The sequence below is a fragment of the Methylomonas sp. AM2-LC genome (assembly GCF_039904985.1).
Classification (GTDB): Bacteria; Pseudomonadota; Gammaproteobacteria; order Methylococcales; family Methylomonadaceae; genus Methylomonas.
The window spans coordinates 2,864,446-2,886,827 of sequence record NZ_CP157005.1 but is presented as its reverse complement, the minus strand read 5'-3'; the positions used below and the strand labels follow the sequence as shown (position 1 = coordinate 2,886,827).

At 41.7% G+C, this 22,382-nt stretch carries 22 protein-coding genes and 1 pseudogene; 15 read left to right on the top strand and 8 right to left on the bottom strand.

From position 1 onward, the window contains the following. The first annotated feature begins 53 nt into the window (after positions 1-53). The 8 genes from ABH008_RS12985 to ABH008_RS12950 all read left to right on the top strand — a co-directional run bounded on the left by ABH008_RS12985 (position 54) and on the right by ABH008_RS12950 (position 5,834). Entirely contained in the window at positions 54-374 is a 321-nt protein-coding gene (locus tag ABH008_RS12985) for a hypothetical protein (protein WP_347986047.1), read from the top strand. Continuing rightward, complete coding sequence (locus ABH008_RS12980; RefSeq protein ID WP_347986046.1) at positions 368-1,408, top strand: phage/plasmid replication protein, II/X family; 1,041 nt, start codon at positions 368-370, stop codon at positions 1,406-1,408. Before ABH008_RS12985 ends, ABH008_RS12980 begins: the two co-directional genes overlap by 7 nt. An 11-nt stretch (positions 1,409-1,419) precedes the next feature. Continuing rightward, entirely contained in the window at positions 1,420-1,788 is a 369-nt protein-coding gene (locus ABH008_RS12975; protein WP_347986045.1) for a hypothetical protein, read from the top strand. A 17-nt stretch (positions 1,789-1,805) separates the two neighbouring features. After that, positions 1,806-2,288, top strand: a complete 483-nt coding sequence (locus tag ABH008_RS12970) for a hypothetical protein (protein WP_347986044.1) — start codon at positions 1,806-1,808, stop codon at positions 2,286-2,288. A gap of 173 nt (positions 2,289-2,461) precedes the next feature. Next, positions 2,462-2,665 (top strand): hypothetical protein, encoded by a 204-nt coding sequence (locus ABH008_RS12965; protein WP_347986043.1) that lies wholly within the window; start codon positions 2,462-2,464, stop codon positions 2,663-2,665. Positions 2,666-2,746: 81 nt separating this feature from the next. Further along, positions 2,747-4,126, top strand: a complete 1,380-nt coding sequence (locus ABH008_RS12960) for a hypothetical protein (RefSeq protein ID WP_347986042.1) — start codon at positions 2,747-2,749, stop codon at positions 4,124-4,126. Between the two features lie 5 nt (positions 4,127-4,131). Continuing rightward, positions 4,132-4,479: a DUF2523 domain-containing protein gene (locus tag ABH008_RS12955; RefSeq protein ID WP_347986041.1), complete on the top strand. Its 348-nt coding sequence runs from the start codon at positions 4,132-4,134 to the stop codon at positions 4,477-4,479. After that, on the top strand, positions 4,479-5,834 hold the full coding sequence (locus ABH008_RS12950) for a zonular occludens toxin domain-containing protein (protein ID WP_347986040.1): 1,356 nt from the start codon (positions 4,479-4,481) through the stop codon (positions 5,832-5,834). The genes ABH008_RS12955 and ABH008_RS12950 overlap by 1 nt, the downstream gene beginning before the upstream one ends. A 455-nt stretch (positions 5,835-6,289) precedes the next feature. On the opposite strand, the gene ABH008_RS12945 is transcribed toward ABH008_RS12950, so the two are convergent. Continuing rightward, complete coding sequence (locus ABH008_RS12945) at positions 6,290-6,619, bottom strand: hypothetical protein (RefSeq protein ID WP_347986039.1); 330 nt, start codon at positions 6,617-6,619, stop codon at positions 6,290-6,292. Positions 6,620-7,358: 739 nt separating this feature from the next. Between ABH008_RS12945 and ltrA the strand changes: the two genes are divergently transcribed. The 4 genes from ltrA (at position 7,359) to ABH008_RS12925 (ending at position 11,954) form a co-directional block, all read left to right on the top strand. Continuing rightward, positions 7,359-9,068, top strand: a complete 1,710-nt coding sequence (gene ltrA, locus ABH008_RS12940) for a group II intron reverse transcriptase/maturase (RefSeq protein WP_347985959.1) — start codon at positions 7,359-7,361, stop codon at positions 9,066-9,068. A 164-nt stretch (positions 9,069-9,232) separates the two neighbouring features. Beyond that, on the top strand, positions 9,233-10,678 hold the full coding sequence (nhaD, locus tag ABH008_RS12935) for a sodium:proton antiporter NhaD (protein WP_347986038.1): 1,446 nt from the start codon (positions 9,233-9,235) through the stop codon (positions 10,676-10,678). Between the two features lie 437 nt (positions 10,679-11,115). Further along, positions 11,116-11,601, top strand: a complete 486-nt coding sequence (locus ABH008_RS12930; RefSeq protein WP_347986037.1) for a hypothetical protein — start codon at positions 11,116-11,118, stop codon at positions 11,599-11,601. Between the two features lie 14 nt (positions 11,602-11,615). Then, positions 11,616-11,954, top strand: a complete 339-nt coding sequence (locus ABH008_RS12925; protein ID WP_347986036.1) for a TfoX/Sxy family protein — start codon at positions 11,616-11,618, stop codon at positions 11,952-11,954. 7 nt (positions 11,955-11,961) lie between these two features. On the opposite strand, the gene ABH008_RS12920 is transcribed toward ABH008_RS12925, so the two are convergent. From ABH008_RS12920 to ABH008_RS12900, 5 genes are all read right to left on the bottom strand, one after another. Continuing rightward, complete coding sequence (locus ABH008_RS12920; protein WP_347986035.1) at positions 11,962-12,381, bottom strand: energy transducer TonB; 420 nt, start codon at positions 12,379-12,381, stop codon at positions 11,962-11,964. A gap of 10 nt (positions 12,382-12,391) precedes the next feature. Next, the gene (locus ABH008_RS12915) at positions 12,392-12,625 is read right to left on the bottom strand and encodes a hypothetical protein (RefSeq protein ID WP_347986034.1); all 234 of its coding nucleotides are present in this window, start codon (positions 12,623-12,625) and stop codon (positions 12,392-12,394) included. A gap of 34 nt (positions 12,626-12,659) precedes the next feature. Beyond that, positions 12,660-13,199 carry a hypothetical protein gene (locus ABH008_RS12910; protein ID WP_347986033.1) on the bottom strand — a complete coding sequence of 180 codons (540 nt, stop codon included), beginning with the start codon at positions 13,197-13,199 and terminating at the stop codon, positions 12,660-12,662. Between the two features lie 107 nt (positions 13,200-13,306). Continuing rightward, positions 13,307-14,413, bottom strand: coding sequence for a HupE/UreJ family protein (locus ABH008_RS12905; protein WP_347986032.1), 1,107 nt, complete (start codon positions 14,411-14,413; stop codon positions 13,307-13,309). 193 nt (positions 14,414-14,606) lie between these two features. After that, on the bottom strand, positions 14,607-15,845 hold the full coding sequence (locus ABH008_RS12900) for a HupE/UreJ family protein (protein WP_347986031.1): 1,239 nt from the start codon (positions 15,843-15,845) through the stop codon (positions 14,607-14,609). A 722-nt stretch (positions 15,846-16,567) separates the two neighbouring features. Here ABH008_RS12900 and ABH008_RS12895 point away from each other — a divergent pair. The 3 genes and pseudogenes from ABH008_RS12895 (at position 16,568) to ABH008_RS12885 (ending at position 19,092) form a co-directional block, all read left to right on the top strand. Next, positions 16,568-18,013, top strand: coding sequence for a tetratricopeptide repeat protein (locus tag ABH008_RS12895; protein ID WP_347986030.1), 1,446 nt, complete (start codon positions 16,568-16,570; stop codon positions 18,011-18,013). Positions 18,014-18,053: 40 nt separating this feature from the next. After that, a pseudogene (locus ABH008_RS12890) lies at positions 18,054-18,275 on the top strand (IS5/IS1182 family transposase); the annotation flags it as partial. Between the two features lie 316 nt (positions 18,276-18,591). Further along, the gene (locus ABH008_RS12885; RefSeq protein ID WP_347986029.1) at positions 18,592-19,092 is read left to right on the top strand and encodes a transcriptional repressor; all 501 of its coding nucleotides are present in this window, start codon (positions 18,592-18,594) and stop codon (positions 19,090-19,092) included. A 65-nt stretch (positions 19,093-19,157) separates the two neighbouring features. Here ABH008_RS12885 and ABH008_RS12880 read toward each other — a convergent pair whose 3' ends face one another. Both ABH008_RS12880 and ABH008_RS12875 read right to left on the bottom strand, forming a co-directional pair. Next, positions 19,158-19,394, bottom strand: coding sequence for a hypothetical protein (locus tag ABH008_RS12880; protein WP_347986028.1), 237 nt, complete (start codon positions 19,392-19,394; stop codon positions 19,158-19,160). Positions 19,395-19,638: 244 nt separating this feature from the next. Further along, the gene (locus ABH008_RS12875) at positions 19,639-22,026 is read right to left on the bottom strand and encodes a TonB-dependent receptor (RefSeq protein ID WP_347986027.1); all 2,388 of its coding nucleotides are present in this window, start codon (positions 22,024-22,026) and stop codon (positions 19,639-19,641) included. Positions 22,027-22,382 lie beyond the last annotated feature (356 nt).

The window sequence follows — 22,382 nt, the reverse complement described above, 5'->3', positions numbered from 1 at the left end:
CGTTCAATTTGTCGTTATCACATGGGCGTAGCATACGATTACTTTAAAACCTTATGAAACTAATCGCCAACCGTTCATTCAGAGAAATGCAAGCCGCCGCCGTTGCCGCTGCCGATACTTCGCATTTAACACCGCCTGATCTTAGCCATCTTAACTACTATGACAAAACCGCAATAGAGAACGCTAAATTTATTAGCCGCCGTGCTGGTCAAGGCTCGTACTTGTTTCGTGATGCCACTCCACCCACTTTCTGTAACGTTGGTGTTATCGACGTTACAAAACCTTTTTTAGCTGAATGGTTAAAAGCTGAAGACACTCGCCGTGTCGAAATAGGTTTTTTACCCCGTTATCCTGATTTTAGTCTTTCATGCTAATTGACTGGATAACTGCTTACTTGCCAATGGACAAGATACCACATGAACACTGGGAAGCTATCCGCATGATGGGTGATCGTGTTTTGCGTTACTGTCCACGAACTGGCATGAAAATCTGGGAATCTAGCGCATGGGATTCTATACGCTCAGATTCACACCAGATTAGTTTTAGAGCTGGTTCTGATTCAATCTGGATTCAAGGCAGCCCAGCAAGGGTTTGTGGCTCTGGTTGTGCTGTTTTTGGCGAGGGCGCAGCCGTTGCACTTGACTTGGTCGGCTGTCTTGATCGCATGATTACATTTACAAGCAAGCAGATCGGTATTGAACTTTCACGCGATTACAAACATTGGCACGTTAGCCGTATAGATGTAACCAGCAATCTAATGTTAGACGATCTTGCCGCCGTCCGTATTGCATTACGCACGCTTAGAGAATGTGAGGGCGGTCGCTATCGTGTATCACAACAAGCGGGCGACACTGTTTACTGGTCGCATAAAAGCCGCCTAAGATCGGGCAAGGCCTACGCAAAAGGTCCACACATCGACTACATGATGAAACAACCAAATTATTCGGGCCGTATCTACTCAATTGAAGAACGCAACCTGTCAAACCGCATATTAAGGCTTGAGCTAAAACTAGGCGCTCAATACCTACGAGAAAGAACTGATAAGCCCTGGTTTGAACTGACCCGTGATGATCTTACGGGAGAATGGCGCACATACTTCGAGCGCATGATAGGAGCTAGTGAAATGACAGACGAATCTCAATTAATTGACAGAATTAACGCTGTTTCTGATACCCCTGGCAAAGCTAAAGCCGCTCATTCTTTATTTTTGCTTATTCAGTCACAAGGCTGGGAGAAAGCAAAGGATTTAACCAGTCGTCGCACTTGGTACAGAAATCTAAAAATTTTACACGCCGCTGGCCTTGGTGATGCTGATATATCAGCTGGTAATGTCGTTCAACTTCGTCGCAAAGTCCTTGAATGCTCGGCTGTGCATTCCTGGGCTCAAATCATTTCACTAGCCGCTTAGGAGTTAAAAAAATGTTAAAAGTTACTGTTGATAACGACCCGCAATCAATTCGCATTCGCGAGGGCGAAAAAAACGGCCGTAAATGGCGCATGGTTACTCAAAAGGTGTGGATACACAAGCCGCGTTCACCTTTTCCCGAACGTTTTGAAATTTCTATGCCATCTGGTCTTGACGGTTATCCCCCTGGTGAATACTTTCTTGATCTCGAAGCAATGCTCGAACCTGGCTCTTACCAAGCGCTACATCTAAACGATCGTGACGGTGTTTTGCTTGTTGCAGCTCATCTAGTTGATAAGACACAAATCGACAATTTACAAATCGATACATTACCTAAATCTAATTCCGGTGATAAAAAATCCGGTTTTAACTTGCAATCGTAAAGGGCAGGGGGCCAATTATGTCTATTATCGCTATCAGAGCTGTTATTGGTTTAGCAATGACGTTATTGGCTCCTGTTTCTGAATCTCATCAAGTTGTATATAACAAATATTGTTACCCTGATGAAACCACCGCCTTTATTGCGTTTGATGCACAAGGTTATTTTCAATTTGGTGAAGACTTAATTGATCCTGTCACTCTTCTTTCTTTTTCTTTATATTCCGGCGCTGGTATTACTCCGACTATTAACTATGTCTATACAGCTCAAGTTAATACACCCACAAACGGTTTTACTTATCCATACAATCTGTATTTGCCAACTTGTGACAATATCGCTACTGGCTCTTTAAATCCTGGCGATTATCTTAATCTTCAAACAGTTTTAGATGCTTATTTTGTTCCAGATGAGACTTTAATAACTGAAATTATTGGCGGTTGTATTCTTGTTTTTATACTTGGATTTTCAACTCGTTATATTGTTAGCGCAATGACTATTCGTTAACTATGTATTTACTAATTTCCATTTTTAAAACCATATCAATATTAGCTTTTGTTTTAGCTTTTTATTTCTCTGTATTGCATATTCATAATTTTATTCAATACAAAAAACTAATTCGTGAGAATCCGCAACTAGTCGGTTACTAGTATTCTTTTAATTATACTTTTAGGTGTTTTATGAAAAAAAAATTAGCTCTTCTTTCTGCATTAGCTGCTGTTTCTGTTAATACTGCTTTTGCTACCACCACTGATATTCCAACATCTATCAGTAGTGCATTTTCTGGCGCTCAATCAAACTTATCGTTAGCAGCCATCGGTGTTATTGCTACTGTCGCTATCGTTACTGGCATAAGCTTTATCGTTTCTCTGCTTCGTAAATAAGGCGGTTATTGTGTTAGTTACCGTACTGATCGTCTCACTAATTATGTTTTCATTTTTGGCTGGTTGGTCAGGCGGTAACTAATGCGTTATTTTTATTTTCTCCCTTTATTATTTTCATTCTCTCATTGCGTAAGCGCTTATACACAATCTGATGCTTATAACGATTGCACTAGTTATGTAGCATACATTAAAACAGTAAATCTAATTACTCTCTCTTGTAGTTTACAGCCCCCGTATTATATCGCTTCCTATAACGGTAATTCTTGGTCTGCTTTTTATTATCCCACTCCCTGCGCTAATGGTGTTAATACAAATGTTTCACCAGCAGTTTGTTCTTTACCCCCTCAAACATGTCCTCAAGGTCAATATAATTCAGGTTCTGGATGTGTTTCTATTGCCCAGGACTGCAACCCCAAACCTGGAACAAATGCGTACTTTGATGTTAATACAGGAACTTGTGTTTCTTCTGGTTCTGAATCACAAGGCTGTTTTGATGGTAATCCAAGTTCGACCACTTACTATCCAAACTATTGTGCTCCCACTGGTGATTGTATTCCCGCTGGTGCAATTTGCTCTAACAATCCAGCCGATGTTAACGCCGCTAAACAAGCTAGCATCGCTGCCGTACCACCTGCCGCCGCCGCTGCTAACAAAGCGCTAGCCGATGCCGCCGCCGCTGATTCTCAAGCTAATGCCGCCGCTAATGCACAAGCTGCTGCTGCTAAAGCCGCTTCAGATCAAGCCGCCGCTGCCCAAGCTGCTGCCGCCGCTGCTCAGTCTCCCAATCCACAATCTACTTCCGCTCTAAATGCAGATAAAACTGCCGCTAATGATTCCGCTAATGCCGCCGCTGCTAATGCCGCCGCCGCAAACGCCGCTGATGCCGCTGCCGATGCCGACAAACAGGCCAAAAAAGCGTCTGATAGTGCATCTTCTATTACTTCTGGTACAGGCGCTAATAATGCAAATGGTTATGCTAAATCCGCTTCTGATGCTGCCGCAGCCGCCGCCGCTGATGCCCAGGCCGCACTCAATGGCCAACCCCATCCAGGCGGCACCGCTGCCACTGGTACTGGTACGTCTGTTACTGGCTCTAATGATGGTCAATGTTTAGATTGTCCTGATCTTGAGTCTATGATGAAAGGTACTGGTGATAAACCATCTTCGGGTACTTCTAAAGGTTTCTCCGATCAAACAGTAACCGACTCTATCACTGCCGCTCAAAATGCGTACACTGATAAATTAGCTTCTGTACAAAAAGACCTTGGTAAATTAGTTTCTATTCCCGCCGCTAATGCTAACGCTTCCATGCCGAAAATAAACTATGGTGATTTCAAGATTGCAGGTCAGACCATTACTGTAGCTGCTGATTATTCACAATATAACGACCAATTTTCGTGGGTAGGTGCTGCTGTTATGTTTATGGCCGCTTTTTTTGCAATTCGACTATTTCTTGATTAACTTTTATGTCCGTTTTTGTTGATATTGTTAACGCTATCGTTTCCGTTCAAAATGAAGTTTCCGAATTTGTTGATACGGGTATTTATGATCTTTTGACCAAGTTCACTGCTTGGTTAATTCAATGGCTAACTGTCGCTTGGTTTAAAGCCAAATTACTAGCACTTACGTTTTCTTACTCTGTTGCTCAGCAAATGCTGACTAATCTCAATATTTCAAGTTACCTCACCACTACATACAGTAATCTCGATTCCCAAACATTTGCCGCCATCAATTTTTTACGCATACCAGATGCTATTAATTTAATGATTTCCGCTGCTATGACTAAGTTCGTTTATCGTGTCCTGGGCTTCTAATGGCAACAGCAATACACCACGGCGCTTACGGCTCGTTTAAAACCTTCTCACTTATTCAGCGTTTTGCTATACCCGCTCTTCTCGATGGCAGAACAGTTGTTCATAATGTACGTGGTTTCTCTTTTGACTTGGTTAAAAAGAATTTTCCTGATTACGTTTTTCCAGACACTGCAAAAGTTCTTAGTTTAAATACCGACATTAAAGAAAACAGACCGATTATGGCCAGATGGTTCCACTGGGTTCCTCTAGGTTCTTTAGTCATCATTGACGAAGCTCAACGCATTTACCCTAAGCGCCGAGAATTTAAAATTTCCGATCTTGACCAGGCACAATATCCAGATGGTTACATACCTGACGTAATCGATGTTTCGTATATTGATGAGACAACAGGCGAACTCATCCGCGCTGGCCGTCCAGAATCTTTCGAAACGGCCGTTGATATGCAACGGCACTACAATTGGGATTTATTCCTTTCCACTCCCGCTATTTCAAAAATTAGTGACGAATTCCGTGAAGGTGCCGAATACGGATATTTACATAAATCTTTATCCGGTAAACTTCCTTTTCTTTTCAAAAACTCATGGTATGAATTTCAACATCACCCGTCTAATAATGGTGTTGCTAAATCAAACCAAAACGGCACACCCAGGCGGTATAAAGCTGATGAAAAAGTTTTTAAATGTTATCGCTCAACGATTACAGGTAAACACGTTGACAGTAAAGCAGGTCTCAACGCCCTTAACGATCCTGCCGTTATCGGAAAACTTGCACTTGTTGTTATTTCGTTTTTGCTCTTGGGAGTTTTGGCGCTCTATAATCTCAACAAGCAAACTGATAATCAAAAAGACATTGTTCCTACTGTCCTGCAGTCTCCGCCGCCTACTGTCGTTATTCCTGTATCTAGCCAAAAAGATACTATTACGCCTCCTGATGGTTCTCTTCACAATGTTTCTAATAGGGAAGGGGGTTCACACGATCTTTTAGCGGGTTTTCGCATTGTTTCTATTGCAAAGCAATTTTTAGACAATCCTGATATTAATCATATTGAATTTTTAACAGATACACCTGACGATCTTCAAACCGTTTCATATAAACGTTTAGCATCTTCAGGCATACGCCTTGCAATTCATGGTTTGTGTGATATTTCTCTAGTAGCCACTTCCGGTCAAGTTCTAAAACTCGGCTGTTTTTCAAACATTATTCGTTATTGCCACGCCACTCTCGATACTGACCGATCTTACTCCGCTCGCGGTTGTTCTAAGCTTCCAAAGCCAAAACCTGATACTCGTATTAACGCTACTGCACCGCCACCAAACGCTATCGTTACCGCCGCAAATAATGTAATAGGCAAATAAAAAAGCGATGCCGCGAAGCTTGCGAGAGCGGCAAGCGTTTATTTGCCTAATTACTGTTGTTACCAAAGATTTTTTACGTTTATAGGTTAACGTTCCGGCAAGCGCAACGCAGCCGGCCTATAACATTCATGTGCTGACCACCCTATAATAAGACGATCTAAACGCCGCTTTGATAGCTTGCGCGTAAAATTTGCGTGGTTATGCTTTTAATTTGCTGACATTCCGAACAACGCACTCACTCATAATTCTGAAGTTTTTGGCCTGGTATTCATAAAAAAACAAAGTCGGGTGTTTTACTCATTCGACTCTGCCGCTTTTTAGTGCCCGTACCTGTAACACGGGCACTTAGTGCCATGGGTGGCACAATTCACCTGTTTCTGCAAAAAAAATATGTTAGAGTCCAAGCCTTGTTTGTTTTTGTTTTGTTCTAAAGGCAAGAGGCCACCTTGTGTGGCCTATGCCTTTGTTTTTAAAGCTTTGATGATGTCAAAAGCGTCTCTTTCTAGCTTGTTTCTAAAATCTCTATCTCTCAGAATTGACTCTGGCCTAAACCGTTGACCTTTGAACAGTAAAACATCTTGACTAAAAAGCCATCCGTTCCAACCATGGCGGCCTACGTGTTTTTTATCCCAGATTAGCAATAAACGCTCGTATGCTATAGGTGCGCCGTTCTTACAAAAATCATGCACGTCCGCAACTTCAACGCCTAAAATTTCCGCTGCTCGTTTTTCATTGATTTCAACTTTCTTCAGCGTGTGGTAAAAGCTTGGTTTTTTAACCGCCATAAATTCGACTCCTTGAATAAAAACAATATTACAGCAATCACTATACCAACTCGGTACACTTCGCATAATGTATATTATGTTAAATAACTATACTGAATACATGGGTGAACTTAAGGATTCATGCGAAGTGCGACGTGAAGTCGTATAAATAATTGTTTAGCTTTAGCAATCATGACTAAACCTGCCGTTCCTCCGGCAGTAGCCTAAGAGTGCAGGCATTAACAGTAATGTGATGTTTGAAGCCATTCCGACAATGTAACCCAATCGAAAGATGAAGTCGAGCCCGTGAGGGCAAAACGGAACTGCGAGCATTACGCGGTAGGGTGCTAGGCTTAGAAGGTAAGGTGAACACATGTGAATCAACGATAAATCTCGTTAAATCCGAGGAGTCAAAGATGCTGATAGACTCTAGCCAAAAGGCAACATGGTTAGTTTGGTATTTTCGCATAACCAAACGAGGATAACAAAACCATCGGGAGATAGTTGGCACCTAACCCTTCAGTGTTATTTATATGGAACACGGTAAACCCGTATTTTCGCCTATTTAGGCAAGTTGACCGCGAGGGAAACTGATGGGAATGCGGGCATAGGAGGTTGGAAAAAGCGAAGGCTATTCTGTAATGGAATAGATAGAGATTAAGGTATACCGCCAATATCATCTTGCTCGAAAGAGCGCAGACTTCCAACGGGTCTCAAATTGCAAGATAACTAATAGAACCTTTATAAGGAGGAAGAGCAAATGACGACGACACCTAGTGCAGTTGGTGCAGCCTCCCATTATGACGTGAACTGGCACAGTATTGACTGGGGGCAGGCTCATCGAATAGTGAGAAGGCTACAAGTACGTATTGCAAAGGCAGTCAGCGAAGGCCGCTGGAATAAGGCGAAAGCTTTACAATGGTTGCTGACGCACTCATTTTATGGCAAGGCAGTTGCTGTAAAACGAGTTACTGAAAATCGCGGTAAAAACACCCCAGGAGTTGACGGGGAAACTTGGAATACTCCTGAGCAAAAGGCCAAGGCAATTAACTCGTTCAAAGGAAGAGGCTATCAACCACAACCGCTGAGAAGAGTCAAAATTCCCAAAGCAAACGGTAAACTGCGTCCTTTAGGGATTCCAACCCTACGAGATAGAGCAATGCAAGCGCTGCATTTACTGGGCTTGCAACCGATAGCTGAAACCAAAGCGGATCACAATTCCTATGGATTCCGTCCAGAAAGAGCTTGTAGAGATGCGGCGGCACAATGCTTTGCGGCATTAGTGAGTAAAAACTCAGCGCAGTGGGTTTTAGATGCAGATATATCTGGATGCTTTGACAATATTAGTCATGACTGGTTACTGGCGAATATCCCTATGGATAAAACCGTACTCAGAAAATGGCTGAAAAGTGGTTTTGTTGAAAAAGGAAATTGGTTTCCAACGCAAGCCGGCACTCCGCAAGGGGGTATTGCCTCGCCAACGCTGGCTAATATGGCTTTAGATGGTCTTGAAATCGAACTGGCCGCGCACTTTGGTACAAAAACCAGCAAGAAAAGATGGAAGGGAAAAGTCAATTTTATTCGATATGCAGATGACTTTGTTATCACCGGCGCAACGAAAGAAACGCTGGAGCAGGCAAAGTTGATTATTGAGAACTTTCTGAAGGACAGAGGATTATCGCTATCAGAAGAAAAAACCAAGATTGTGCATATTGATGAAGGCTTTGATTTCTTAGGGTGGAACTTTCGTAAATACGGTGGGAAACTACTCATCAAACCTGCGAAAAAGAATGTACAAGCATTCTTACGGAAAATTCGACTGATAATCAAAGAAAACCAAACAGCAAAACAGGAAAATGTAATTAGGCTCCTAAATCCAATCATAAGGGGATGGGCTAATTATCACCAAAATCAGGTGGCGAAGGAAACCTTTTCTAAGGTTGATCACTTCATCTGGAAAAAGCTTTGGCAATGGGCTTGTCGAAGACATCCAAATAAACCACTTCGGTGGATAAAGGATAGATATTTTGAAAGCGAAGGACTGCGTAACTGGGTGTTTGCCACGAAGGTTAAAACTGAGGATGGAGAAGTGATAAGGGTTAAACTGGTAAATGCTAGTGATACGCCCATTCGCCGACATATCAAGATAAAAGCGGAAGCACACCCGTTCAATCCGGTCTGGGAAGAGTATTTCGAAAACAGGCTTGGCCTGCAAATGAGAGAAAGCCTCAAAGGAAAGAACCAATTGCTTTTTCTTTGGTACGCACAGGAAGGCAAATGTCCGAACTGCAACGAAAGAATTACGAAGGATACGGGGTGCAATATTCACTACATCCAGCGTAAAACAGACGGCGGTAAAAACAGAGTAACAAACCTTATGTTATTACACCCGAACTGTCATAGACAAGTCCATAACCGTAAAAATAAGGAAACTGCCGGTTCTGATCAAACAGGATTTATGGAGGCTTGAGCCGTATGATGGGAAACTATCATGTACGGTTCTTAAGGGGGGATGGCGTAGCAATACGCCGTTCCTACCTGACAATGGGCAATAGCGTCTATACTCATTGACGGAGCAATCTTTACGGTCACATTATGAGGTAATTAACCCTATTTGTTTAAAAGGTCAATTAATTGAACAGTAAATTATTTAAGTTCTTAAGCTATGCATTTTTACTATTTCCCACTGCGGCATTTGCTGGCGAAACTTTGGAAATTTTAAACACACCCAAGTCATTGGACTTAACGCATCATATCATTGGCTATCTTTCTTTAGCATTTACCGTTCTGGCTTATGTAGCCGCAATGTCTGAAGAAGTAATCGAACTTCGCAAGTCTAAACCAATGGTGTTGGGTTCTGCACTCGTGTGGTTTACGATATGTATCTACTATGCTATGCATGACGAAGCCAAAGTTGCTGCAGTCGCATTTGAAAGCAATCTACTGGCTTATATCGAATTATTTTTATTTACCCTAGTGTCGATGACCTACCTAAACGCGATGGAGGAACGCGGTATATTCAACGTACTCAGGATTTGGTTGTTAAACCGACAATACAGTTACCGGCAATTGTTCTGGATTACCGGAGTTCTTGCCTTTCTACTGTCTACAGTGATAAGTGGTATGGCAGTTGCGCTTCTAATGGGTGCTGTTGCTGCGGCGGTTGGTAAATATAAGAAAGAATTTGTTGCCCTGGCTTGCGTTAATATTATCGTCGCAACCAATGCTGGAGGTTCGTTAAGTCCATTAGGCGGCATATCAACTTTGTTCGTCTGGCAACATAAAATCCTGCATTTCTATGAATTTTTCTCATTGGCTGTTCCATGTTTGGTCGATTTTCTTTTACCAGCAGCCGTAATGCATTTTTTTGTCCCCAAAGAAATACCAATAGCGTCCACTCGTTCTATGTTGCTTCGTCGCGGAAGCAAGCGAATTATTTTACTATTCATCGTAACACTCATAATTACAGTTTGGTCTAATGTTGTTTTGGAACTGCCCCCTGCCGCTGGTATGATGGCTGGGCTTGGTATATTGGAATTTTTTTGCTTTTATCTAACCAGGACGAAACATGAAGGTAAAGGTAAATTAGACCATGTATCTCAGCTTCAGGGAGTAGTTACTACCGATAATAGGAAACAGGATTTTGACATCTTCAAAAATATAGGCAATATAGATTGGGATACGCTACTATTTTTTTATGGTGCAATGATGATGATTGGTGCTCTGGGGTTCGTTGGCTATCTTAATGCTATAGCACATTTTATGTTCGGAATGATTAGCCCCACGATTGCCAATATTAGTATCGGCCTTTCATCTGCGTTTGTTGATAACGGCACATTAATGTTTGCCGTATTAAGTATGCATCCTGAGCTTCCTAATGGCCAATGGCTGTTGTTGACGTTAACTCTCGGTGTAGGCGGTAGTCTACTTTCAATAGGATCAGCGCCCGGAGTCGCATTGCTCGGACAAATCAAGGAAGGCTATACTTTCGCTTTCCACATGCGCTGGATGCCCGTAATTTTGCTTGGTTATATAGCTAGTATTGTTGTACATTTTTGGATAAATGCCAGATATTTTTAAGCTAGGCAGAGTGAGAACGAGATTGGCCGCAGTTGGTTTAATTTAACAACAAATAGTGTCTTCGGATTTATCGGTTTCTGTAAAAAGCCTTGACTGTTTAAAAATGGCATATTCAAAGGCCAAATCTTTATTTAATACAAAAACATTACCAGTTGGCAGACTAAAGTTGTTCGAAGTAGCAGTCAAGCCAGCATCCTGGTTAACTTTAGGATGATATGTTGCAGTACAGCCTTGTATTAAGGATATCAGAACAAAAATTATAATGGTATTTATTACTCATGGAATATAAAGTTGGTTATGCTAGTAACAATGCTATGCTTATATTTTGAAAAGTGCATATACTACTCCCCTATACTATTACATCAGTGTATTGCTCATTATCTTACAATCGGTGATCATATAGCTTAATTTATCAAAGACAATCAATGGAGGTCTCTATGCAATTGCCTACCCAAGTTATCCCCATACTTGAAGCGGTTAGCAAAAGCCCAGTTGCTCCTAAGAACACACCAATAGAAATTTGGAAAGCCAATAATCACTCTAACTGCATAGACTTATTTATGGAGCTTGGAATAGCTCTGTTCAATTCTGATATTGCTGAAGAAGGTTTGCCAAAGGGGTATATTCTGGTGGCCTATCTCTTCGATTGGGAGGCGCAATGCCAATTTTCAGGCTGGTATGCTTTCGGCAACCGCGAAGCCACTATTCAACGCGTTATCGATTCATACAAGGCGGTGGGTTTAAGGTGTGAAGCTGATGCACTAGAACGCGGCTATGATGCCTGGTTATCTACCGATGGCGATGTTGATGCAGTAACGACAGCCTATAACGACTTACCGAATGAGTACACTGTTGATATTGATCGAATGGAATTTCTAGTCAGTTACTTCGTTGATAATGCAAATAGCTTATTCTATCTTTAAATTAAAATTGTTGAATGACAGCAAATACACAGCAGTTTGTTAACTACGTGTTGGAACAGTTAGACTCCATCACTGCCCTATCCTGTGTTTCATTTTTTGGCGGTATTGGCCTAAAACAGGATGCAGTACAATTTGCTATGGCTATGGGAAATGTGTTGTATTTTGTGGTTGATAACGCCACTCGCACAAAATATCAAGCACAAGGAATGAGCTGTTTTCAGTACCAGACTAAGGTAAAAACTGTGTATGTTAACAAGTACTTTACAGTGCCTGATGACGTCATAGAAAACCAAGAATTACTCACCGAATGGGCTAAAGAAGCCATACAAATCGCCCGAAAACTAAAAAAATAAGCCGCCTCTATTCACTTAAACTGAATGAAATGGGTACGATAACCGAACTAGCTACCGGCGTGTCTCCACGTTTAGCGGGTATAAATCGCCATTTTTTAACGGCCTCAATGGCGCAATCGTCCAAAATATCATGACCGCTACTTTTATCTATCTTTACACTTTCGGTTAAACCCTCTGCAGATACTTGTACACGCAATAACACCTTACCTTCCCATTCGCGGCTTCTGGCTATAGCGGGGTATTCTGGTTTTGGGTTAATCGCATAGTTAGCACGATAATTGGCCTGAGTAAAAGTTTCAGGTTCGGATGACACAGCGTTAGTGGCTGTTGTGGACGTTGAAGTGGTTGATGTTGTAGGTGTTTGTGTTGCCACAGGTGCTGGAGCCTGAGTTTCTGCTGGCGTTTCAACCACTGGCTTAGTGACCACTGGTGTTGGTTTACGGCTTAGCTTCTGTGACGACTTCGTCCTGATTAAAACGTTGCCATAAGATCCCCCAAACATGCAGCAATAGCACTAAAATAAATATGAGTATAAACATATCTCTGGGGCGTTCTTCACCTAATAAAGTCGCCCCTAAGCTTGGCTTTCGTCCCCTATTCAAGTTAGATCTAAGCTGTGTTGAGCCCATGTCAGATAGCGCAGCTGATTGTTCATTAAAAGATATATACATTGTTTATGTGCCAATACGTAAAGTATTAATTAAATTATTGTGTTCTTTTACTTCTTTCTTGCGCCAAAGCTTTATGGCGTAAATCGATATAATTGGTACCAACCCACTGCCAAAATGTTGCAATGGCATCTGGCTGAGTACTTAACAGTTTAACGGCAATCGCACCATTACTACTGATGTCGGTAATTTCGGTGTCAATATCAACTACCGCTTTACTATTAACCACCCGTCTGTCCGGTTCGAAGCGCATAGTGACTTTTTCGCCGACTTTAAATAACAATTCACGTTTCAATCCCCCCAGGAATTGCAACCGGTATTCGTTAACAGATTGAAAGGGTGTTACGAATTCTGCATGCCAACGAAACGGTGGACACTGAATGGGCCGGCTATCCTTAGGGAAATGAACGGTATATCCGTCGTCGACTTTAGATTTAATCACCCCTTTAGTGTAAATATCGTGACAATTGGTTAATACAATGTCACCTGGCTCTAAACTGTATTTATTGGCAGCCTGCGCTGGAAACTGAATAAAAATCAGTACCAAGCTTAAATAGAAGAGTTTTAACATGTTCATACTGCACCTCTTTGTTATTTTAATTATTAGCGACTATCAAATACCACTGTTAAGCATTTAACTATCAGTTTGTACGAAATCTGCCTAGCCAATAAAAACATTTATGTTTATAAAAACACAGTCCTTTCTAGTAGCCAGTAAGTACCCATTAAACAGACCGATAAGGAACAGCCTTTCAGTAGTTTTTCGGCAATCTTCATATTATTATTGATCCACCAAATGATGGGCAATACGATAGCTGCTACTGTCAATTGCCCTGTCTCTATACCTAGGTTGAAAGATAATAAGGGTACCAGAATACCCGACTCGCCAGAGGAAATGCCCATTTCTCTCAGTACACTGGCAAAGCCAAAACCATGTATTAAACCAAAACCAAATGTTAGCCACTGCCGACCTTTGGGGTGATCACCCCGAAACACATTTTCCAGACTGACGTAAATAATAGTTAAAGCAATGACAGGCTCTACAAAGGAGCTGGGTAATTCAATCAGACTTAAACCGGCACAGGCCAAAGTAATGGAATGGGCAATGGTAAAAAAAGTAATAATTTTAAGCGCAGGCCAAAAACTATGCGTAACTGCTAGTAAGGCAAACAAAAACAGTAGATGATCATAACCAGTTAGTATATGTTCAACACCGAGTTTGAAAAAATCACTAAACGAACCTAACCAGGTATATTGTGCAGCCGTTTGCTGCGCCCTGCCCTCTGCTATTACGCTATAATTCAGCTGAGCATCCTGTTTTAGCAACATTTTTTCAACCAGAGTTTTACCACTATCATCACGTAGGGTTAGATATTGTTGATGCCCCTCCGGCAGCTGTGATAAAAATCGTGAATCAATAGTCAATTGCTGCTTGGGTGTGGCTTGATAAGTAAACGTTACATGGGCGTTATTTTGCTGATCAAACTCCACTTTGCCGGGTGCTATGGGTACATACTGGCTACCATCGATGCTGATATGTAGTTGTTCGGCCAGTAATTTTGCAATACTGGGTTTAGCTGCATCGCGTTCTGCATCGCTAACTTCAGCATCTAAATCACTATCCATGGGGGCGAACGCCTCAATGTCTTGTAAGGCAAAGGTCACTTTCACCAGAGTGTTATCGGTATTAAGTCTCACGTCCATAGAACTTAAGCCTGGCGCATGTGCAAAAGCGGAAGCAGAAAATACCGTCAGTAAAAGCGCCAGCAACCCTTTAATGTAAAAATTCATTAGCAAACCTTCTCATTAATCGTTACTTGTTGGACAGTTTTTTTGAATAATAGTTTGTTTAGCTGCTGCGCAATTTGAGCGTTGGAAAGTTTAGTCAGTAAAGCCAGGGCATGGAAACCTAGACGCGTCACTAGCGGTTTTTGAATTAAAGAGTGGGTGATAGTCACGTTCATAATGATTATTGTTATTGTATTTAGCCCAATCCAAGCTGGAGAGTGCGTTGACTTTTAGGTGTAAAAAAACATAACACTACCTTGTCGGGGAAAGTGCTATTAGCGGTACTGGCTGGGTTGATAATGTTTACATAAAAACCAAAAAACAAAGCGAAATTATCGAAAGGATGAAATTTTACTTTTGTGCTGAACTTGCTTAGATAAGCGAAGGTATTGGCTAATTGCAGTGATTGAGCAGCAATAATTGAAGCGAAGCCGGAATATAAAGCAGAAGTGATTTTTATAGCAGATATAGCGTTAAACAAAGCAGGTGGTGAAGTAACACCCACACCATTGCTCAGTAAATGACGACCGGGTGATTGGTTAATATCAGGAAAAAAATGTTTAAAATGCAAGCCACTGTTAAATATATAACGGTAACTTATATTCACTATAGTTTGAAAAGGTAGCAGAACCAAAACTATCAGCGTTTCTGAAAACACTGCACTGCAAGCACTGATGGATAACGGTGTTGCTGCGCTGTTATAACTAACCGATTTGCTAACACTTTCAGAAATTTGTCCACTATTAACCGCACCTTTTACGGCATTCTGAGCGCGCTCTAAACTGAATGTAGAACTGGCAGATATAAGATTTTGCTGGGCGAATTCTAGCGTGGTAATAGCCAACGCAGAGGTAGAAAACATTAAGGTCAACAAAAAACTAAGCGATAAAACCACCAGTTTTGCCAGTAATATGCCTGCGCCATGTAATAACAGTGTGGCCAACATAAACCCAAGCGTATACGAAATTAGGCTGGCAGATGTCGAAATTTCCTGACCATGTGCAAAGCCGTGGAAAAACGCAAAAAATGCGACTATCAGTACATTAACCTTGCTACTGAAACGCACTTTACGAGTTATAAGCACGCTAAATACCGCGCTAGACAGCAGAATAATACCTTCAACACTGGGTATGCAAATCCCCGAAGCACCAGCAAGTCCACCCAGACTCATCACACCCACAAAAGCCAGTGGTAACATCCAGATAGCTTGTCCGCGTAGTTGTGCTGCCCAAATACCCACTGCCAGCATAGTTAGCAAATGATCCCAACCCGTTAACGGGTGATTGAACCCATTATTTAAACCAATACTGTCTAAGTCGATGATCTGCCGGCCTAGAAATGCCGCTAGCAATAGGATAGGCAATGCCACAGACAGCAAAACTCTGTAAGGTGTGGAACCTGTATCAGATGATTTGCTAATTAATGTGGCTGACATAGGTGTTTTAATTAAATTTTCGCATGAAAAACAATCGAAAAATAATACCAGATTCTGCTAGAAACGCCGCAATAATTTTGTAACTAAACGCGTATATAAGATGTACAGACGCTAGGTGACGCATCAATCGTTGCAGATGCACGATACTGTTTAAGCTCATCTAATTTTTCTTTAGATTTAATGGCTAATTGCAATCTAGGGTTGGAAATCAGAGCAGTTTCTGTGTGTAAATGCACTTTGTATACAAAACAAAGTTGGGTAATCGTGGCTCGTTACCGTACAAGATTGGAGGGATATTTTTTCTGATGATCGTCTATTGATTGACCTACAGCTGGCAGCCATAAACCCAAAAATGTACAACTCCCTATAGGTTGTGCCGAGCCATGCGAGGCGCAACGATCGCCAACGGTGCGCCTGACGGCAGCTCCCTATCAGTATAGCGCACATTATGGCTATGGCCTTAGCAAACAGGTTATTCATTAACACCCCGCTAGCATTCAAAAAGTCTGCGGTTAATACTGGCAGTTCTACGTGTTTTGTGGCAAGATTGATCTGAGTGTACTTTTTATGGTATTTGGTCTTCAACTAACCATTTGTATACTCTTTTAGGACACATTATTTATTATATATCAATAGTATGCATTATAATAAGCAACTTCGAAACTTTAGTTAAAAACATGTAATATCGACAATAAAAAAATAATAGGGCAAGGCGAACCATAATGAGACTAGCGTTAAACTTAATGATAAAGCGTATATCTCTACCTCTGCTGGTTCCCCTCGTTGTTTTACCCGGCTGCGCTGCTGCCCCGCAAATCACAGCCACTCCCGGCCCGGGAAAATCGGCCGCTGCTTTCGATGGTGATGACAAATATTGTAAACCGCTGGCTTTCCAGTCTCCTGACAAAGTGAGTGTCTACACAAATTGCATGCGTCAGCGTGGTAATTATGTCCAGCCTATACCGGGTGCATTTAAACCCAATCCCAATGCGACAACTCAAAACTCTCCCAGCCATTTAAAACAGCAAAACGCAACAGCTTCAGCAAACCAAACAAATCCTGAACCGCCAACTGCTTGTAATTTCAATTCTTCAGGTCATATCGCTTTCCAACAAAGGGATTACGCTCAAGCCCTGCAATTACTGCAAAACTCCAGCTCGCAGGGCGACCTGTGTGCCGAAACTACTTTGGGCTTGATGTATTCTTCGGGAAATGGCGTTCCGGTAGATCAGCAACATGCCATGCAATTGTGGCTGGACGCTGCAAACAAGGGAAACCACAATGCCGCCTACATTTTAGGTATAACCTATGGGTACGGAAATTCAGGACAGCCTATAGATGCAGCAGAAGCCTGCAAGTGGTATGAAAAAGCAGGATTATCGCCTATCGAAGCACAGGAAAGGGTTGTTAAGGATAAAGCTGCAGCGCAACGCATGGCAGATTTGGCGGCGCAGTCAAACGATAACATATCTTCAAAAAATGCGCATGATGTCAATACCAACGTGAATCTGCACCAACAAACTTTAGCGAATGCTACGAAACCAGTTAATGCAGAAAATAAGGAACAGCAAGAACAAAAAATGCTTACTAAATTGTTAAATGAAGTGCTGACAGATGACTCTAAAAGTTGGGTATTAAATCACTACGATCATGATAGCGTGAGCAATGCAAAAATTCTAGCTGGAAGCTTAGCTAGTGGAACTTATCAAGTACGAGGTGATTATAATTACAATAGTGGTAAATCTGGATGGTTTATGGTGTCGGTCGAACACAACAAGGAGCATTGCCTAACCTATTTCGACTTCCCTGGAGTCTGTCGGAAACCGCGCGATCTAAACATTTTGGTGAAGGGTATCGCCGCTTTAGCTGTTCTTTCCGCTGCCAGCGGAGGCGGACATTCGGGTAGCGACTATTCATATAGCGCCAACACTACTAACAATACCTCGGAAACAACCGCAAAACAATGGAATGAACCAGAAAACGAATACTTCAGTTATACGAACCCAAGATATAAGAATGCGGGAGTCGGATACGAGGATGCAACAAATAACCCATACGGCCAGCCCCCTTCCAATGCTTCCGATGCATACAAAAATGGCTTTAATGCTGGTCAAATGAATGAGTTTTTCCGAAGAAATACAAGCAGTTCCGAACATTCCGATGAATAGTTGTAGCATCTCGCAATCAAAACCCCGCAACCAGGGGAGGCAGTCTAGGTTGGATAGATCTTCGGACAGTATGCATATAAGAGGGCAAACCGTGGAACATCCGTTGGGTAACATTAAGGCTTGGATGGGGGCAACTCATTTTTTGACCAAGAAACTGAATCACATTAGCACCGAAATGAGCTTACATGTGTTGGCCTATAACCTGAAAAGAGTGATGAATCTGTTAGTAACTACAATTCTGATAGAAGCATTGGTGGCCTGACAGCCATTTTTGCCCATCACTAATAGCTATTAACGTCGAGTAAGTCGGTTCAAATCAGATGTACCAGTAAATATAATTTAGAAACATTCGTCGCTCAGGATGGCTTAAGTTCAACTGAATTGGCCTATACCCACGGTGGGTTTGATACTGTCGACCTTTTTACACAGCCTGGGTCGAAACAAGAAGCTCATGTTATCAACCAAACTATGAATTATCAAAAACAAATTGTGTTTAATTTTTTTAAAAAACGAACATCTGTACAGTGATAGAGAAATGTTATATAGTAACAAAATAACCTGTGAACGCCTATATAGCTATGCAATTAACTTTATCACCCTTAAACGCCCCATTTCTGACAGTTAATCACGATCATAACGGATGCCGAGATAAAGCACTCAAATCTGCCGAACGTATTTGTGATAATCGTGGGGTGCGTTTAACACCAATTCGCCGTCAAGTATTAGAGCTTATCTGGGAAAGCCACCGCGCTATTAAGGCATATGATCTGCTGGACAGAATAAAGCCCAAAGCCGGCACGGCAAAACCAGCCACTGTTTATCGGGCCTTGGATTTTTTGATGGAACAAGGTTTAATACATAAAGTGGAAAGTCTGAATGCCTTTATCGGATGCAGTTATTCCGAACATCAACACCAACAATTATTACTGACTTGTACTCAGTGCCAGGAGGTTGAAGAAAGACCCGCTGATGAGGTTATGGAAGCAATAGCAAAAGAACTTGAACGCGCGGCTTTTATTATCCATCACAAAGCCATTGAGATACATGGCATTTGTGGTCGTTGTACGTCAATTCAATAAATCATTTCAAAAAGTGTTAATTATTGAATAGTGAATCAATACAATTATGCTAGCGGTCTGAACACTTACAAAATAAATGTGTCTATTTTTTCATGATCCCAATCTAGATCACCCGCTTGTTTAATAAGACTAAAACAGCTTGAACTTTTATTGTTATTTTCTTTAATAAAATCAATTAATTGTAGCGTGGCTTTTTCCTGGCTGGAAAAAGGACCAAAATCACCGGCACTTGAACGGATGTACCATTCAAGTATTTCTGTTCCCAGTTTTTTTTTAGAAAAAATGGGGTCGGACTTAAACATAACGCCAATTAGTTTTATTCATTTTTTTATGCACCTAAAAAATTAATCACAAACCCAATATCTATAATATTAATTTTTCGAATGTACATTATCAGTCAAATGTACTAGAACTTTGCGTGGCTTTGTGTAAAATAATGTAAAGTTTTGTTAAACATTTACCTGATTAAGTGGATAGGAATTGCCACTAGTTAGGGCTGGGATGCCTATTAACGCGCTTGCGAAAAATAGTGAATCGCAGCGGTTATTAGTAAGTAATACGTATGCCTAATTGCGCACCACGTCCTGGCTCCGGTGCAAAGTTACGTAAATAGGACACCGAGTTACGGATATTTTCATTTAACAGGTTATTACCTTTCAGGTATAACAGCACCTGACTATCTTGAAAGTCTTTTATTTTATAATCTACCCCCATAGTCAGCAGATAATATCCGGCTGAGGTGGTGTCGTTAGCGCCAGGGCGATCTTGCGCCTGTCCACGGGTAAAGCGTAGATTAGCCGTCCAATCTTTATGCGTGTAATCCCATTGAAAACCAAAACGCAAAGGCGGCATACGCGGCACTGCCGCACCTGTGGACACAAAAGTGCCATTGGTATAATCGCTAAATAGCGTTAAATCTAAAGCGCCCTTCCCTAATTCCGCAATTGGAAACACCAGTTTACTTTCATAGCCTCTAAAAATAGCGCCGGCCTGATAACTGGCCGTTACAGGTGTACAACTGCCTTGTGAACCCGATAGACATTGAGCATTTGCTGTATTTAAAGAATTACCTAATGTGGGTGTAAATCCAGAATTTACAAATTCACCGGTACGTTGTTGGTATATGTAATTGTTTGCCCAATTATTGAATAAATCCAACTCTGCCCTTACCCAGCTGGTTTTATATTTATAACCCACATCAAGGTTGTAAGAGGTTTCCATTTGCAAATTTGGATCGCCTAATTCATAGCTGCGGGTGGCGTCATGAAAACCATTGGCAAACAGCTCCTGTACCTGCGGTGCCCGTTGGGAACGGGTTAGCGCCATATTCAGGCTGTTGCTACTATCCAACTTCCATAAAGCCGAGGCCGAGGCACTGACGGGTAAGTAGTTATAGGAAGAATTCACTGTATAGTTATCGGCTGCACTGCCGCTTAACATATACGGAGCTGTATAGCTGCTGCTGAGATTGGGTGTCAGTGTCGTGTCTTCAACCCGTATCCCCACTTCGTATTTAACCGGACCGTAATCTAAAGACTCTTGCCCGAACACTCCAACACTGTTGGTCTGCGTATTCGGTACTATATTGGTGACGGGTGCGGTAGGGTCTATCAGCGTATCAGGAACACCGCCATTTGGAAACGAGAAGGCGGCAAATTGGCTTGAAATGACTTGTACACCCACAGCACCATTCAAGGCACCTAAGGCTTTGTGGGTTAATTCGACCCGCCCTTCGTAGGTTTTGTTACTAAACGCTGTACCTGGGTTATAAGTAATGCCTGGCACACCACCATCCCACTCAGTATGATAATAATCTGTGTAACCTAAACGCATTTTTAATTTATCCGCAAAACGAAACGGATTATTCAATTCGCCTTTTAAATCGTACTTGGTTTGCATTTGATCAATACGCACATTAGGATCGGCATAAGTCGTATTATTGGCACCTTGGATAGAGGTACCACCATCTGGCGCTATACCGTAATTATTATGAAACTGATTGATACCAAGCCCAACAAAACCCTTATCAGTGACATAAGATCCGCCTAATGCACCATTCAGTGTTTGCGCAAATGTATTATGAATTAAACCGTGCGTATTACTCACTACGCTTAAGGTGGGATCTAACGCTTGTGCTTTAGTTGCATCAATTGATGACCCGCCGATTGCCATATCTCCGCGGTCCCGATACAAACCGTCGATATGGTAAGACCAGTTTTGATAACTGCCTTCTGACTTCATTGCCGAACTGGATTCGTTAAATGCGGTATCATAACGCTGATCAAAAACTATATTTACTGGCTTGCTATACAGATGAGTAGGAATGCGATTATCGATAATATTGACCACCCCACCCATGGCTCCACTGCCATATAATAAAGTTGCAGGGCCTCGTAATACTTCTATACTCTCCGCTAATGCGGGTTCTATACTGGTAGCATGATCTGGACTTAACTGTGACACATCATTACTGCCTATGCCATTCTCCAACACCCTTACCCTAGGTCCACTTTGCCCGCGGATTACCGGTGTACCTACACCTGGTCCAAAAGACTGACTGGTAATACCCAATTCTTGTTTTAAAGTCTCGCCTATGGTGTGACCCATTTTCATCGTTAGTTCGTCACCGCTAAGTACAGTGACAGGTACAGTGGCATCAGATAGTTTAGTCGCTAGTGGTGCTGTGATGATAACAGTATCCAATTCTGTGACTGGCGTTTCGGTTGTTGTATCTGCAAACGCTTTAGGCTTAACAGCATCTAGTTTTACATCGGTACGCGTATCTGTATCAACCACCATCAAGTGTGTGTCGGCTTGATCATCGCTGGGCGTTGGCGCAATCTGATTTGTTGCTGATTGCATGGTTTGTTCAGCCGCTTGAACGGCCAAAGCAAAGCTGGCTGAAGCCGCCATTAATATTAGTTTTTTATACATAGCTTATCCCTATCATCTTTAAACTAATGTTATAACATTACGTTTATAGTAAAAAAATACAAAAAATAATCCTTCTTATGGCATACAACGAGTTATCAAATTATAGACCATAATTGCCCAATCACATTTCCAAATACAGATATAACGTGTAGACATCTGCATACCATGAGTACGCTATAACTATCGCCAATATATCTTGCGGTAAGTGTGTTTTATAAGCAACCAACACATTATCAGGATTTGTGGTTGTCATAAAATCAATTACAGTTGGACTGTGATTAAGCATTGAAATGTGACTATATAACATTTCAATGCTTATGTCTAGTTGTGGGTGTTTCTGATATTTAAAAAACTAA